Raw genomic sequence first — 14,689 nt, forward strand, 5'->3', positions numbered from 1 at the left:
AACCTGGCAAGATCGAGAGGCGTGAGGGAGCCCGAAGCCGCCGAACCGGATTACTGGACCTTTGTCGACCACGCGGTCCGCTCGGTGAGCGAAACCCTGCCCGAGGTCGACCCGGACGCGATGCGGCTGGTGATGACCCTGCACCGGGCCACCGACCTGCTGTCCTACGACCTGCACGCCCGGCTCGGCGAGATCAGACTGAACGAATCGGCTCAGCTGAGCAGCACCGGTTTGCGGCTGCTGCTGGTGCTGTCGGCTTCCGGCCCGCTGGAGTTGCGCAGAGTGGCGGCGCTGTCGGGGATGAGCCGGGCGGCGGTGTCGGCCGCGGTGGAGAACCTGGCCGCGAACGGGTTGGTCGGGAAGGAGCCGTCGCAAGAGGACCGGCGGACGGTGCTGCTGCATCTGACGCCCGAGGGGCAGGAGACGTTCGCGCGGTGCTTCGCGGCGTACAACGCGGGGGAACAGCATTGGGCGGCGACGCTGACGGCTGAGGAGCGGGGGCAACTGGTGGGGTTGCTGACGAAGCTGATGCAGACTCAGGACGTCCAGCGGCGGGCGTGAGCATCTGACTCCGCGCCTACTCGAGCGGCAAACTCCGGATACTGCGCCCGCATGGGCTCCGTGCGTCCGATGTCGTGCGGGACCGCCGCCAGCAACAGTTCGTCGTCGGCACCAGCGGAAGCAGCCCGTGTGCAGGGCGTGCGTCCGCTGGTCAACCACTTCCCCGCAGTACGACAGGCCTGCCAGGCCGTCGACAAGCGAGGCCAGTTCGCGGCGTCCTTCCGCCCGCTGCCGCCGCGCGGAACACGAAAAGTCACTTGCTTACCCCTGATCGGACTACTTCGAGGTTTCGCGCCCGGCGCGGCGAGGTATCGCTCCGGGCGTCGTCATCCGCCAGAGGAGGAACCATGCACGCACAGCGCGGAGATTGGCTGGTCGTGAAGGGAATCCACGTGGACGTGCCGGAGCACCGGGGCCGCATCGTGGCTGTGGGGTCGCCGGACGGGGACCCGCCGTTCACCGTCCGCTGGCTCGGCGCGGACCACGAGTCGACTGTCTTCCCGGGGCCGGACGCGATCGTGCTGACCGACGCCGAGCTGGCCGCCCAGGACGCCCACGACCGGGAGCGGGCCGAGAGGCTCAACGCTCTTCAGCTGCATCTCACGACCGAAGCGTAGCCCGCCCGGACCGTCCGTGAGGGGAACCCTGAGGGAATCAGAGTCCCTCAGGGTTCCCCTCACGGCCCTCGGGTGGCAACCGCCGCGAACCTCCCGTTCCGCGATGAGGCTATTTCCCGATCCGGTTCCCGATCCAGCGCCCGATCTCGATCAGCACCACTCCCGCCGCGGCACAACACACTGCCGTCAGCGTGTAGCCGGTGTTGCTCGGGTCGAGCTCGAAAGTCTCGCGCGTCCACGGCAGCAGGAACATCAGCGCCGAAACCACCGCCATCGTCGCCACCAGCGCGGCCTTCCACCAGGTGTAGGGCCGCGCGACGACCGCCAGCACCCACAATGCCAGTGCCATCAACGTCATCAGCGCCGTGGTGCTCGCCTGGACCTGCTCGGCATGGGTGGTCGCGTTGCCGGGATGGACCAGGATGTACGCGACGAACGACGCGGCCCCGATCACCACCCCGGCCGGGATCGCCATCCGCAGCACTCGGCCGACGAAGCCGCTGCGCGCGCGGTCGTTGTTGGGGGCGAGCGACAGCACGAAGGCGGGCAGGCCGATGGTGAACCAGCCGACGATCGTGACGTGCCGGGGCAGGAACGGGTACGGCATCGCGTCCTGGCCGATCAGGCCGGGCACGCCGACGATCAGCGCCAGCAGCACCGAGTACACGGTCTTGGTGAGGAACAGGTTCGCGACGCGTTCGATGTTGCCGATCACCCGGCGGCCTTCGCCCACGACGTACGGCAGGGTCGCGAAAGCGTTGTCCAGCAACACGATCTGCGCGACCGACCGGGTCGCCGGGCTGCCCGCGCCCATCGCGACGCCGACGTCGGAGTCCTTCAAGGCGAGGACGTCGTTGACGCCGTCGCCGGTCATCGCGACGGTGTGTCCGCGAGCCTGCAGCGCCGCGACCATCGCCCGTTTCTGCGCGGGCGTCGCGCGGCCGAACACGGCGGTGCCTTCCAGCTCCTCAGCCAGCTTGCCGGGGTCTTCGGACAGCGTTCGCGCGTCGACCGGGGCCTCGCCGCCGGGCAGCGCCAGCGCACGGGCCACACCGCCGACCGACACCGCGTTGTCGCCCGAAATCAGTTTCACCGCAACGCCTTGGGCGGCGAAATAGTCCAGCGTCTCGCGGGCGTCGCCGCGGATTTTCTGTTCCAGCACGGCCAGCGCCACCGGCGTGACCTCGCCCGGCCCGGCCGGCGCGTCCACGGCGTTCGCCGCCCGGCCGAGCAGCAGCACCCGCAGTCCCTGCGCGCCGATCCGTTCGGCTTCCGCGCGCTCCTCCGACTCGGCGGGCAGCAGCACGTCCGGCGCGCCGAGCACCCAGTCGCCGTGCTCGCCGAAGGCCGCGCCGCTCCACTTCCGCGCCGACGAGAACGGCACCACCGCGGTCGGCGTCCAGTCCGGCGCGGCCGGGCAGCCCTCCGCGATCGCGACCAGGCTGGCATTCGGGCGCGGATCGGCGGCGGCGAGCGCGGCCAGCACCGTCTTCGGTGCCTCGCCCGCCTCGTGCAGCCGCCGCAGCTCGGCCAGCCGCATGGTGTTCTCGGTGAGCGTGCCGGTCTTGTCCGCGCAGACGACATCCACGCGGGCCAGGCCCTCGATCGCGGGCAGCTCGTTGACCAGGCATTGCCTGCGCCCCAGCCGGATCACGCCGACCGCGAACGCGACCGACGTCAGCAGGATCAGGCCTTCGGGGACCATCGGGACGAGCGCCGCGACCATCCCGCGCAGCGCGTCGGGCAGCTTCTGCGAACCGGAAAGCTGGTTGTAGATCGACAGCGCGCCGGCCGGGACCAGCAGGTACGTGATGACCTTCAGGATCTTGTTGATCCCGTTCCGCAGCTCCGAATCGACCAGCGTGAACCGGCCCGCCTCCTCTGCCAGCTTCGCCGCGTACGCCTCCGAGCCGACCTTCGTCGCCCGGTACGCGCCGTTCCCGGCCACCACGAAACTGCCGGACATGATCGGGTCGCCCGCGCGCTTCACCACCGGGTCCGATTCGCCGGTGAGCAGCGATTCGTCGACCTCCAGCGCATCGGCGGACAGCACCTCGCCGTCGACCACGACCTGGTCGCCCGCGCCGATCTCGATCACGTCGTCGGCGACGACCTCTTCCGGGGCCAGCTCGCTGCTCGTCCCGTCGCGGCGCACGCGCGGGCGCACCTGGCCGACGATCGCGAGCCGGTCCAGCGTCCGCTTGGCGCGCAGCTCCTGCACGATGCCGACGACGCTGTTCGCCACGATCACCCCGGCGAACAGCCCGTCCAGCAGGTAGCCGGTGGAGAAGATGATGACCGCGAGCACCGCGAAGATCGCGTTGATCCGGGTGAAGACATTCGACCGGACGATCTCCCACGCGCTGCGGCTCGTGCGCGAGGGCACGTCGTTGGTCCGTCCCGCGGCGACCCGCTCGGCCACCTCGGCCGCGGTGAGCCCGCGCGTGCTGTCCTGCGTGAGCAGGCCGTCGTCCCCTGGCATGGGTTCGACCTTACGCAGTTTCCGGGCAAACCCGTCACGTCGCCGCCCCGGCGGGTCCGCCCGTTCGGGTGACTCGGCGCAGGTCACCGCCCGAGACGGGACGCGCGGACCTCCCTCGTTCCGATCAGATCGAGGTGCACCTCACGGCGCGCGAACCGCCATCCGCCACCGGTCTTGGTGTAGCGGTCGAGGTAGTGCAGATGCCACACGGCGTCGGCGAAGCGTCCGTCGCGCGGGGTCACGTGGTGGGCAACGCAGGTGATCCGTCCGCGTGCGGTCGCAGGATCGGCGTCGGGATCGAAGACTGTGCCAGTGACGCCGTGCGCGGTCAGCGGCACGTCGTCCAGCACCGACAAGGCCGCTGCGACGGCTTCGGGACCACGATGCTCGTGGACCGGGCCGAACTCGCGAGGCGGATCCGGCAGCATGAGCACCCCGTCGTCGCCGAACAGCTGGGCGACCCCGGCGAAATCGCGCTCGTCGACGCGGGCGGCGTAACGGTGCACGAGATCGTGCAGCGCGGCCCACTCCTCGACGGGGATCACCAGTCCTGCCAAGGCACGATCGTCCGGACCGGTCCGGACAGCAGCACCCGCTCGGCCTCGGGATGCGGCGCGGGTTCCCAGTGATGTTCCCGCTCGGCGATTTCACGGCTCACCTCGACCGGATCCTCGTCCAGGTACAGCAGCCGGATCCGCAGCGAACCCGGCGCGCGTTCCTCCGCGGAGCCGATGTTCAGCGTCGAATGCTGCTGCCTGCCAAGGAAGGAGAACGTCCAGGCTCCGGCGACGCCCGGACAGGCCAGCAGGTCGGGAATGCGCGTCCGGTCCTGCCACGCGAACTGCGCGTGCGCCTCGCCGCTGTGCGGTTCGGCCAGTTCGGTGACCGTGACGTGCAGTCCGCGGTTCGGCCGGAACGGCAGCGCGTCCGCGGACAGCCGGACGCGCGGCGCGACGTAGCCGAGCACCGGCGTGAAGAACCCCAGCAACGGCCGCCGCACGCCCGGAATCAGCGGTCCGCGGCCCCACTGGAACGAGTCTTCGCCGAGTTTGCGCCATTCGGCCACGCTTTGCTCGTACGGCGGGCGGAACCAGTACATCGCGACGTAGTCGACGCCGGCCAGCTCCGGGCTCGCCGTGCCGTCGCCGGTCCAGGCCCAGCGGTCGCCGTGCGCGACGCCGGGGAGGCGCAGGTTCTCCGGCAGGTGGTCAAGCTGGTGCCACTCGTTGTACTCGCGTTTCCGCGAAGGGTCGGCCAGTGCGACGAAGGAGAAGAACGCTCGTTCGGACAACACCGGGCCGAGCCTACGAACAACGGCGCGGCGGTGGCGGCGATCGTCTCGGCGACCGGGACGGGGTCAGCTCAGCCACTGCTTCGGCGGCGGGTACACATACCGCGCGATGGTGGTGCTCACCCAGCCGATGCAGAACCCGCCGAACACCGGCAGCACGACCTGCACCTCGTGTCCGCCGCGAAGCAGGCCGGTGAGCAGGAAGACCAGCGCCCACGCGACGAGCAGCCCGGCGCTGTAGGTCCAATAGTTCCTCCGCATGGCAACCTCCCGACGCTCTCCTTCGCCAGTGTTCCCCGCGCAGATCTCGATCGCAGGTCCACTGGCCGTCTCGGCGAGCCTGAGATCAAGCCCTATGCCTCGATCAGGTCGAGGTCGCGGACGCAGAAGCCGTGGTGCTCGAAGGTCTCGTTGAGCACCGTGCGGAGGCACTGCCGCACCGAACGGCCCCGGGCGTACGGCGGCCAGACATCGTCTTCGGGCACCGGTGCCGGCGCCGCGAGCTGTGCCGCGGTGACCTCGTCGAGCCAGGCCTCAAGCTCGGCGGCTTGTGCGTCGCGCACGCGCACGATCTCGTCGAGCGACGGGTCGAGCGAGCGGTCCAGGCCGTGCGCTTCGCGGTAGGGCTCGACATCCGGTCCGATGCCCATCGGCGTGAACAGCTCCGTCGAGCCCAGGCAGCAGCGGCGGAACCACGAATCGTGGACGAAGACCAGGTGGCGCATCGTCTGCGCCGCCGACCACTCGTCGTTCACGCTGCGGCCCTCGATGCCAGGAGTACGGCGGATCCCCTCGACCGTGGCGGCCCAGCCTTCGCGGAGCTGACGCGCCGCCTCGCGCAGATCGGCGGGGTCCTCGGAGCGGATCAGCACCCGCACCGGATGCCGCCGGTCCAGCTCCGCCTCGACGTACTCGCCGACCTCGACCCCGTTCACCACGAGGTTGGAGACAAGCCCGTCGATCACGGTGTCCTGCATGACGACGCCGATCAGGCGCGCCCCCGTCAGATCGCACTCGCGGAACTCCGCACCGTGCAGGTCCTCGTCGACATACCGTTTCATGCTCCGCATCCTAGGTCCGGGCACCGACAAAACCGGCCGCCCCCGGCGTGCGGGACGGTCCTCCCGGCCGATCGCCGCGCCGGGAAACCACCCGGGAAGATTTCGGTATTCGGCCGCACAAAACGGTCTTTCACTGCCTTTCGGCCGGAAACCGAGGGCACCGAAATGCGGCTATGCTCAATTCCGTGGCGCCGAACAAAATCGTGCCTCCCGGCGGCAGTCGCCGTACGGGCTTGCTGCTCGCGCTCCTCCTCGGCGTCGCAGGCTGCTCGTCCGCGCCGCCGCCACCGCCGCGCCTGTCGCCGCCGCTGCCCGACGCCCCGCTGGATCTCACGCAGTTCACCACCAAGCCCTGCGACCTGATGACCTCTCACCAGCTGACCATGTTCTTTGTCAGCAACCAGGGAACCGCCTCCCCCGCCGCGGGGAAAACCACCTGCACCTGGATCCCCCACGACACGAAGGCCCTGACGTACGTCGCTTCTGTCGACACCACCTCAGGCGGGATTGAAGCGCTGTACCACCGCCGAGCCGCGGTGGCGAACTTCGCCCCGGTCTTCGTCCACAGCTACCCCGGCGTCCACCGAGACGACCACGACGGCCACTGCACCGTCGAAACCGGCGTCGCCGACGACACGCTGCTCAACGTCACCGTCACGGCCACCGATCCCAAGCTGGAGGCGTACGGGGACCCTTGCTACGAAGCCGACCGATTCGCCGGAATCATGGTCGCCTACCAAGCCAACCGCGCACCCTGACCGGTCAAACCAGCACGCAGTCCCCGCACTTCGGACCGTCACGATCCGGCGTCGCCCGATAAAACAGACAGCAGCTGCGACGCCGAAACCGACCGTTCTCCCGAGTCGCGGTACCAGCCAGCTCCGGCAGCTCCTCTAGCGCGGCAACGATTTCGACGACCCGGCCAGTCCACTCTGGACGCTCGGACCGCAAGACCGTCACCGCCCCGTTCAGCGCCGACGCCACATTCCCCCGCCGGACGTTCTCCGCCAGCGAGAACTGCGCCATCGCCTTGTCCAACCGTGCCAACGGACCGCGCAGCACCCGTTCCGCGAAGGCATTGACCACATCGGACGCAACCGGCAGATTCTCCGTCAAGGACAACGGAAAAGCACCGCCGAGCTTCGGCTGCCACCAAGCCGTCGAGTAGTCCGGAACCGCTCCCTCCCCGACAGCGAGGCCCAGCGCAGGCGAGAGGAGCCGCGCGGCCAGCCCGAGATGCGCGATCGACGCCGCGACCCGCAATTCCACGAAATCACCACCGAGTACAGCCCGGTTCTGCGCGATTCGCCTCCGCAGCACCGGGCCGTCATCGAGGACTTCGGACAGCGGACGCCACGGCTCGGCGGGTTCCTCGGCCGAATGCGTGTCGACGGCGAAGAACGGGCCCAGTCCGGTCAGCGGGTTCACGCCTCGACGGTAACCGCGCGCCCGCGGTCCAGCACGCGTTCGGCGAGCGGGCCGAACACGAGCGCGATGGTCGCCCACAGGATGACCTGCGCCAGCACCGAGTAGAGCCGGAATCCGACGAGTGTGTCGGCGGGGAATCCGGGGTACACGATCTGGCCGTCGGGGCCCTTGAGCGGAAGCGGGGTTTCGCTGGTCTGCGGGCCGTACTCGGCGACGTTGCTGGCCAGCGACCCCAGCGACGGCAGCAGTGCCATCAGGAGCGCGGACAGCACCACGAACCCGGCGCCCGCGACGAGCGTCGCGTTCCAGTTGCCCAGCCGCGGCGCGAGCCGTTTGCCCACGACGACAGCCGCGACCAGGAAGACCACCGACGCGACGACCATGGTCAGGTACAGCCCGGTGCGCGCGCCGATGGTGGCCTCGTGGCCGACCGCCGGCGGGTTGGCCGGGTATTTCAGGAACGGCACGAGGTACAGCGCAAGGAACCCCGCCCCGGCCACGAGCACCGCCAGCACCCGCGCGCGGATCCGGCCGACGCGGCCCAGCAGCACGGTGTAGGTCACCGCGAACAGCAGGCCCATCGCCACTCCGAAGAGCACCATGCCGAGCCCGATGCCGAGATTGCCCTGCACGGCCCGGCTGAAAATCTCGTGGCCCTCGTGTTCGCTCGCCATCCCGGCGGCCTTGTCGAGCGCCATCTGCGCCTCGTCGCGACCGGATTCGTAGTCGATGGCCGCCTGGGTCAGCGGTTCGGCGAAGATCCGCGCGAAGACGAACGCCAGCAATCCGCCCAGCGCTCCGGCGAGGAGGCCGCGCAGAATCAGCTTGTTCTGCATTGTTCGGTTGTCCGTTCCGGGCGCGTCAGTGGCAGGGGAAGCCGAGGAAGTGCCGCGCGTCGTGGACGAACTCGTGCACGTGCGTGTCGCTGCCGAAGATCGAGACCGCACCCTGGTCGACGCCGATGAAGTAGTACAGCAGCAGCGCGCCGACGACGGTCGCGCCAAGCAGCAAAGCGGCTTTCGACACGGGCAAGACGACCGGGGTGGACCGGTCGGCCGGAATGGTGGCCATGGCTCTCCTTCGGGATGACGCGTCCCTTGCGGGTGGATCCGACGACGGCTCCTCGACCTGACTCGCCCGGGATGGGCACACAGTGGCGCGACCGTGCCGGAATCTCACCGGCTTCGGGAAGCCGTCGCGCGAGCAGCACGCTACGGCGGTGTCCGGGCGGTCGTCAATCGCCCGGGGGTCCGACGTGTCGCTTATCGCCTGGTTCGCCCAGCCGGTGTGCGCGGGGTCGCACCGAACGGAGCAGGGCCGCTCACGCGGGGTTGCGGTAGAAGGCCAGGTGCTCCGGCCAGAACGCGCTTGCGGTGCGGGTCATTCGGCAGTCGCGCCGGGCTTCTCGCAGCAGCGACGGATCTCCTACGGCGAGCCGGTTCCCGTCCGCCTCGAGAATCCGGAGGCCGGTCATCGCCCGGGTCCGCTCCGGCAGCGCTCGCGGGAAGTTCTCGTCGAGCACCAGCTTCTCGAGACCGCCGACCTCCGTCAGATGCAGCCCCCGCAGATCGAGCGTCGTCGCCCCGTCGGCGCGCGAAGCGTTGCGCGGCGAGCGGGAAAGCTATACCGTGCCTGAACTAGAACAGGTTATAGTTTCGGCGGTGCGCGGGACGAGGAGCGGACATGGCAGCCAGGGTGGCCCGGAGCAACGAAGCCGACTACGTGGTCGTCGGGTCGGGCAGCTCGGGAGCTGCCGTCGCGGGACGGCTCGCGGAGTCCGGGGCCAGCGTGATCGTGCTTGAGGCGGGCAAGAGCGACGAGCAGCTGCTGTTGCGCAAGCCGGGGCTGGTCGCCCCGCTGCACGCGGTGCCCCAGTTGAAGAAGACGAGCGACTGGGGGTTCTACTCCGTCCCACAGAAACATGTTCTCGATCGGCGGATGCCGGTGCCGCGCGGGAAGGTGCTCGGCGGCTCCAGTTCGGTCAACGGGATGGTCTACGTCCGCGGCAACCGGGCGAATTTCGACTCCTGGGCGGCGGAGGGCAACACCGGCTGGGACGCCGACGGCGTCAACGCCGCGTACAAGCGCATGGAGGACTTCGAGGACGGCGAGAACGCCTTCCGCGGCGCGGGCGGGCCGATCAAGATCACCCGCAACAAGATCCCGCAGGAAGGCACGCTGAAGTTCCTCGACGCGACGGCCGACGCGATCGGCTGCGACATCATCGACGACTACAACGGCGAATCGCAGGAGGGCGTCAGCCGGATGCAGCAGAACGCTGCCGACGGCCTGCGCTACAGCGCCTCGCGCGGTTACCTGCACCATCTCGCGCCCCGGACGCTCGAGATCCAGTCCCGCGTGTTCGTGCGGAAAGTGGTGATCGAGAACGGCCGGGCGACCGGCGTCGAGGTGACCGACGCGGGCGGCAAGCACCGTACGATCCGCGCGGGCAAGGAGGTCATCCTCGCCGCCGGGTTCGTCGGGTCGCCGCAGCTGCTGATGCTGTCCGGGATCGGGCACGCCGAGCACCTCAAGGAGCACGGCATCGACGTGCTCGCGGATCTGCCGGTCGGCGACAACCTGCACGACCACATGTTCCACGCGCTGACGTTCCAGGTGTCGTCGTGCAAGAACAAGGGCACCGCGCCGTATTTCGCCCGCGGGATGGCCCGCGAGCTGCTCAAGCCGGGTTCGACGTTCCTGGCGAACTCGGTGTTCGAGGCGCTCGCGTTCCTCAAGACGTCGCAGGCCACCACGGTGCCGGACCTGCAGCTGCACCTGCTGCCGTGGGCGTACGTGTCGCCGAACCAGGACGCGCCGATCCGGCATCCGGTCGACAAGCGGCCGGCGCTGACCGTCCTCACCACGCTGATCTACCCGAAGAGCCGCGGCACGATCCGGCTCGCTTCGGCGGACCCGGCCGCGACGCCGCTCATCGACCCCCAGTACCTCTCCGACCCGGCTGACCTCGAAGTCCTCGGCGAGGGGTCCGAGATGGTGCGCGAGATCTTCGCGTCGAAGGCGTTCAAGGGCTCGATCAACGAGGAGATCCACCCGGGCAAGCAGGTGCGCGGCCAGGAACTGCGCGACGCGATCCTCAACCGCGCGACGTCGGTGTACCACGGCGTCGGCACCTGCCGGATGGGCGTGGACGACCTCGCCGTCGTCGGGCCGGACCTCAAGGTGCGCGGCGTGGACGGGCTCCGGGTCTGCGACGCCTCGATCATGCCGTCGATCACCGGCGGCAACACCAACGCGCCCTGCATCATGATCGGCGAAATGGGCGCGCAGCTGGTTCTTTCCGGCAACTGAGAAGGAGCGGAAGACCATGACCGTCACCCCGGTCCGGCCCACTCGTCCGGCCTCGGCGACCGACGAGTTCCTCCGGCGGCTCGTCGCGCGCGTGCCGGGTTCGGGCGGCGCGGTGTGGCCGCTCACCGAGGTCTACACCGGCGACGTCCTGGTGGAGCTGCCGCAGTCGACGCCCGCCGACATCGAGCAGGCGTTCTCCACCGCGCGGGCGGCGCAGGCGAAATGGGCCGCGACGCCGCTCAAGCAGCGGCTCGCGGTGTTCCAGCGGGCGCATTCGCTCTTCATCGACCGCGCGCGGACGATCGCCGACCTGATCCAGGTCGAAAGCGGCAAGAACCGGCGGATGGCGATCGAGGAAACGTGCGATCCGCCGATGATCATGAGCCATTACCTGCGCCGGGCGCCCAAATTGCTCGCTCCGACACGGCGCGGCGGACCGGTGCCGCTGGTGTCGTCGTCGACCGAGATCCGGGTGCCCAAGGGCGTGGTCGGAATCATCGCGCCGTGGAATTTCCCTTTCGCCACCGGTATTTCCGACGCCATTCCGGCACTGATGGCGGGCAACGCGGTCGTGTTGAAGCCGGACAACAAGACCGCGCTTTCGCCGCTGTACGGCGTGCAACTGCTGGAAGAAGCGGGTTTGCCGAAGGGCCTGTTCCAGGTCGTGTGCGGCGAGGGTCCGGACGTCGGCCCTACGCTCATCGACAAGGCCAACTACGTGATGTTCACCGGCTCCACCGCCACCGGCAAGGTGATCGGCGAACAGGCGGGCCGGAACCTGATCGGCTGCTGCCTCGAACTCGGCGGCAAGAACCCGATGATCGTGCTGCCGGACGCCGATTTCGCCGACGCGGTGCCGGGCGCGGTGTTCGGCGCGTTCGGCAACACCGGGCAGATCTGCATGCACATCGAGCGGATCTACCTGCCGGAGTCGCGCTACGAGGAGTTCAAGGAAGCCTTTGCCGCCAAGGCTGCTTCACTCGATGTGCGGGCGGCTTACGACTTCGGCCCGGAAATGGGTTCGCTGGTTTCGGTGGACCACATGAACCGGGTCAAGTCCCATGTGGACGATGCGGTCGCCAAGGGAGCCACCGTGTTGTGCGGCGGGCGTCCCCGGCCGGACCTCGGCCCCGCGTTCTTCGAGCCGACCGTTCTGGAAGGCGTCACGAAGGACATGCTGTGCGGGGTCACCGAAACGTTCGGCCCGGTCGTGGCGCTGCATCGGTACCGGACGGTGGACGAGGCCGTCGAGCTGGCGAATGACACCGACTACGGGCTGAACGCTTCGGTGTGGGGCAAGGACATTCGCGCGGCTTCCGCGGTGGCCGCCCGGCTGGAGACAGGCAATGTCAACGTGAACGACAGCCTGGCGACGGCGTACGCCGCCAAGGGGACGCCTTCCGGCGGGGTGAAGACGTCCGGAGTCGGTGCCCGGCACGGGGACCAGGGGCTGCTGAAGTACACCGATGTGCAGAACCTGGCAGTGCTGAAGAAGCCGGTGATGAGCCCGCGGCCGGGACAGAAGTACGAGAAGTACGTGGAAGGAATGCTCTCCGGACTGAAGATGATGCGGCGGCTCAGGATCCGGTGATGTCCGCAATGGACTGACGCACTGCCCGGACCACCTTTCCGTCCGCTTCGGCCAGTCCGCTGAGCCGGGTCCGCCGCGTCACCAGTCCGCCCAGGACCAAATCGACCAGCTGCGCGCCCACCTCCTCGGCCGACACCGGGCCGGCCGGGTCGAACCACGTCCACGCCCATTGCGCCGAGCCGAAGATCAGCAGGCTCCGCACCTCGACGTCGCACGAGCGGAACTCCCCCGACGCGACCCCGTCGGACAGCACCGCTCGCACCAGGTCGAGGTATTCCGCGCGCATCCGGCGGCCCTGCGCCATCGCCTCGTGGTCGGCGAGCCGGACGACCTCGCGCTGGAACGCGACAGTCGCCTCCCGGTCCACCACCTGGTACAGCACGAACGCGTACAGCAGCCCGGCCAGCTGCTGGGTCGGCGTCGCGAGGCGTTCGCGGATCAGCGCGGCCTCGGCGAGCCTGCGGCGCATGTACGACTCGTGCAACGCGGCGAGCAGCCGGTCCTTCGTGCCGAAGTGGTGCACGATGGTGCCCTTCGACAGCCCCAGCTCGCCGGCGATGTCGGAGAAGTTCGCGGCGTCGTAGCCGCGTTCGGCGACGTAGCGGGTGAACGTCGCCAGGATGTCCCCGGCGCGGCCTTTGGGTGGCATCGGCCCACTGTAGCCGAAGGTTTGACCACTGACCGTCCGTACGGTTACCTTCGTCCTGGTCCCCGGCGACGAAGGAGTCTCGGCATGGCATCGAGCTTGGCGCAGTGGATTGCCCGGCGCGGCACCGTCACCCCGGAGGCGGTCGCGCTCGTGGCCGCGGAGACCGGCGAGCGGATCACCTACGCCGAGCTCGAACAGCGGGTCGCGCGGCGGGCGGCGGCGCTGCGTGAGCTGGGCGTGCGCAAGGGCGACCGGGTCGCTTTGCTGGGCCTGAATTCCACTGGCTACCTCGAAACGCTCTTCGCGGTCGCCTGGCTCGGCGCGATCACGCTGCCGATCAATTTCCGGCTCGCGGCGGCCGAAGTCGAGTACCTCCTCGACGACGCCCGGCCGGTGGTCGTGGTGCACGACGACACCTTCGCCGCGCTCGCGCAGGAAGCCTCCGGCGGCCGGGCGCTGGTCGACAACAGCGAACTCGGCACGACCGAGGACCGCGTCGAACCCGAACCGACCGGGGCGGACGACGTCGCGGTGCTGATGTACACGTCCGGCACCACCGGGCGGCCCAAGGGCGCCATGCTCACCCACGGCAACCTGGAGGCGAACGCGATCAACGTGCTCACCTCCGGGGAGGGCCTGCTCCCGTCCGACAGCACGCTGACCGTCGCCCCGCTCTTCCACATCGGCGGGCTCGCGCTGTTCACCCTGCCTTTGCTGTACGCGGGCGGCACCGTGGTGGTCGCGGGCAAGTTCGATCCACAACAGACACTCGCGCTGATCCAGCGGGAGCAGGTCACCGTCCATTTCATGGTGCCCGCGATGTGGGCGGCGATGACGCAAGTCCCGGACTTCGATGCCTACGACCTGTCGCGCCTGCGCTACCTGCTGTGCGGCGGCGCGCCGTGCCCGCTGCCGGTGATCGAGTTCTACGAGGGCAAGGGACTGACCTTTGTGGAGGGTTTCGGGATGACCGAACTCTCCCCCGCCGCACTGGTCCTGGAATCGGCGTTCGTGCGCTCGCACGCCGGGTCCGTCGGACGGCCTTTCCTGCACGTCGAGGCGCGGATCGTGGACGAACGCGACGACGACGTCCCCACCGGAACGGTCGGCGAACTGGTGCTGCGCGGCCCGAACGTCTTCGCCGGATACTGGGGCCTGCCCGAAGCGAGCGCCGAAACCATGCGCGGCGGCTGGTTCCATTCCGGCGACCTCGCCCGCTGCGACGCGGACGGCTTCGTGACTTTGGTGGACCGCAAGAAGGACATGATCATTTCCGGCGGAGAGAATGTCTATCCGATCGAGGTCGAGCAGGTGCTGCACCGGCATCCGGGCATCGCCGACGTCGCGGTGATCGGCGCGCCGGATCCGCAGTGGGGAGAAACCGTGATCGCGGTGGTCGTCGCAGCCGACGGCTCGCTCGACGGGGACGCGGTGATCGCTTATTGCCGGGAAAGGATCGCCGCGTTCAAGTGTCCCCGCCGAGTCGAGGTGGTCGCCGAGCTTCCTCGCAATGCCACGGGGAAGCTGCTGAAACGCGAACTTCGCGCCCGCTACACCGACTCCGCCGCATCGGTCTCCCGGTAGGGCCGTGAGGGGAACCCTGAGGGGGGGGATGTTAACACAGGGGTGGCCACAACGCCCCGGCGCCGGCGAAGAATTAACACCCCAACAGGGGGGGGGGGCGCGGGTGGGAGGAG

16 protein-coding genes and 1 riboswitch are annotated in these 14,689 nt (G+C 69.3%); of the genes, 6 read left to right on the forward strand and 10 right to left on the reverse strand.

Annotated elements, in window-relative coordinates:
• Window positions 1-21 precede the first annotated feature (21 nt).
• Both ABZX37_RS31655 and ABZX37_RS31660 read left to right on the forward strand, forming a co-directional pair.
• Window positions 22-561 (forward strand): MarR family winged helix-turn-helix transcriptional regulator, encoded by a 540-nt coding sequence (locus ABZX37_RS31655; protein WP_354745748.1) that lies wholly within the window; start codon window positions 22-24, stop codon window positions 559-561.
• A gap of 347 nt (window positions 562-908) precedes the next feature.
• A complete protein-coding gene (locus ABZX37_RS31660; RefSeq protein WP_354745750.1) occupies window positions 909-1,178 on the forward strand; it encodes a DUF1918 domain-containing protein in 270 nt (89 codons plus the stop codon).
• A gap of 109 nt (window positions 1,179-1,287) precedes the next feature.
• Here the strand turns inward: ABZX37_RS31660 and ABZX37_RS31665 are convergent, their stop codons facing one another.
• The 5 genes from ABZX37_RS31665 to ABZX37_RS31685 form a co-directional block, all read right to left on the reverse strand.
• Complete coding sequence (locus ABZX37_RS31665) at window positions 1,288-3,660, reverse strand: HAD-IC family P-type ATPase (protein WP_354745752.1); 2,373 nt, start codon at window positions 3,658-3,660, stop codon at window positions 1,288-1,290.
• A gap of 83 nt (window positions 3,661-3,743) precedes the next feature.
• On the reverse strand, window positions 3,744-4,217 hold the full coding sequence (locus tag ABZX37_RS31670; RefSeq protein ID WP_354745754.1) for a nuclear transport factor 2 family protein: 474 nt from the start codon (window positions 4,215-4,217) through the stop codon (window positions 3,744-3,746).
• The gene (locus ABZX37_RS31675) at window positions 4,202-4,954 is read right to left on the reverse strand and encodes a hypothetical protein (RefSeq protein ID WP_354745756.1); all 753 of its coding nucleotides are present in this window, start codon (window positions 4,952-4,954) and stop codon (window positions 4,202-4,204) included. Before ABZX37_RS31675 ends, ABZX37_RS31670 begins: the two co-directional genes overlap by 16 nt.
• A 63-nt stretch (window positions 4,955-5,017) precedes the next feature.
• Window positions 5,018-5,212, reverse strand: coding sequence for a hypothetical protein (locus tag ABZX37_RS31680; protein ID WP_354745758.1), 195 nt, complete (start codon window positions 5,210-5,212; stop codon window positions 5,018-5,020).
• A 92-nt stretch (window positions 5,213-5,304) separates the two neighbouring features.
• Entirely contained in the window at window positions 5,305-6,012 is a 708-nt protein-coding gene (locus tag ABZX37_RS31685) for a DinB family protein (protein WP_354745760.1), read from the reverse strand.
• 185 nt (window positions 6,013-6,197) lie between these two features.
• Here ABZX37_RS31685 and ABZX37_RS31690 point away from each other — a divergent pair, with 185 nt between their 5' ends.
• Entirely contained in the window at window positions 6,198-6,770 is a 573-nt protein-coding gene (locus ABZX37_RS31690; RefSeq protein ID WP_354745762.1) for a DUF3558 family protein, read from the forward strand.
• A gap of 4 nt (window positions 6,771-6,774) precedes the next feature.
• On the opposite strand, the gene ABZX37_RS31695 is transcribed toward ABZX37_RS31690, so the two are convergent.
• From ABZX37_RS31695 to ABZX37_RS31710, 4 genes are all read right to left on the reverse strand, one after another.
• Complete coding sequence (locus tag ABZX37_RS31695) at window positions 6,775-7,440, reverse strand: (2Fe-2S)-binding protein (RefSeq protein WP_354745764.1); 666 nt, start codon at window positions 7,438-7,440, stop codon at window positions 6,775-6,777.
• Window positions 7,437-8,276 carry a CbtA family protein gene (locus ABZX37_RS31700; protein ID WP_354745766.1) on the reverse strand — a complete coding sequence of 280 codons (840 nt, stop codon included), beginning with the start codon at window positions 8,274-8,276 and terminating at the stop codon, window positions 7,437-7,439. The genes ABZX37_RS31695 and ABZX37_RS31700 overlap by 4 nt, the downstream gene beginning before the upstream one ends.
• 25 nt (window positions 8,277-8,301) lie before the next feature.
• The gene (locus tag ABZX37_RS31705) at window positions 8,302-8,511 is read right to left on the reverse strand and encodes a CbtB-domain containing protein (RefSeq protein WP_043827060.1); all 210 of its coding nucleotides are present in this window, start codon (window positions 8,509-8,511) and stop codon (window positions 8,302-8,304) included.
• 56 nt (window positions 8,512-8,567) lie between these two features.
• Window positions 8,568-8,623, reverse strand: a riboswitch (cobalamin riboswitch).
• A 138-nt stretch (window positions 8,624-8,761) separates the two neighbouring features.
• Window positions 8,762-8,962 carry a hypothetical protein gene (locus ABZX37_RS31710; protein ID WP_354745768.1) on the reverse strand — a complete coding sequence of 67 codons (201 nt, stop codon included), beginning with the start codon at window positions 8,960-8,962 and terminating at the stop codon, window positions 8,762-8,764.
• 161 nt (window positions 8,963-9,123) lie between these two features.
• Between ABZX37_RS31710 and ABZX37_RS31715 the strand changes: the two genes are divergently transcribed.
• Both ABZX37_RS31715 and ABZX37_RS31720 read left to right on the forward strand, forming a co-directional pair.
• Window positions 9,124-10,752, forward strand: a complete 1,629-nt coding sequence (locus tag ABZX37_RS31715; protein WP_354745770.1) for a GMC family oxidoreductase N-terminal domain-containing protein — start codon at window positions 9,124-9,126, stop codon at window positions 10,750-10,752.
• A 16-nt stretch (window positions 10,753-10,768) separates the two neighbouring features.
• A complete protein-coding gene (locus ABZX37_RS31720) occupies window positions 10,769-12,343 on the forward strand; it encodes a succinic semialdehyde dehydrogenase (protein WP_354745772.1) in 1,575 nt (524 codons plus the stop codon).
• Here the strand turns inward: ABZX37_RS31720 and ABZX37_RS31725 are convergent.
• Complete coding sequence (locus ABZX37_RS31725; RefSeq protein ID WP_354745774.1) at window positions 12,330-12,992, reverse strand: TetR/AcrR family transcriptional regulator; 663 nt, start codon at window positions 12,990-12,992, stop codon at window positions 12,330-12,332. The two genes, ABZX37_RS31720 and ABZX37_RS31725, sit on opposite strands and share 14 nt — an antisense overlap.
• An 84-nt stretch (window positions 12,993-13,076) precedes the next feature.
• On the opposite strand from ABZX37_RS31725, the gene ABZX37_RS31730 reads away from it, so the two are divergent.
• On the forward strand, window positions 13,077-14,576 hold the full coding sequence (locus tag ABZX37_RS31730) for a long-chain fatty acid--CoA ligase (protein ID WP_354745775.1): 1,500 nt from the start codon (window positions 13,077-13,079) through the stop codon (window positions 14,574-14,576).
• Window positions 14,577-14,689 lie beyond the last annotated feature (113 nt).

Origin of the sequence: Amycolatopsis sp. NPDC004079, from assembly GCF_040610415.1 — a bacterium.
GTDB lineage: Bacteria > Actinomycetota > Actinomycetes > Mycobacteriales > Pseudonocardiaceae > Amycolatopsis > Amycolatopsis halotolerans.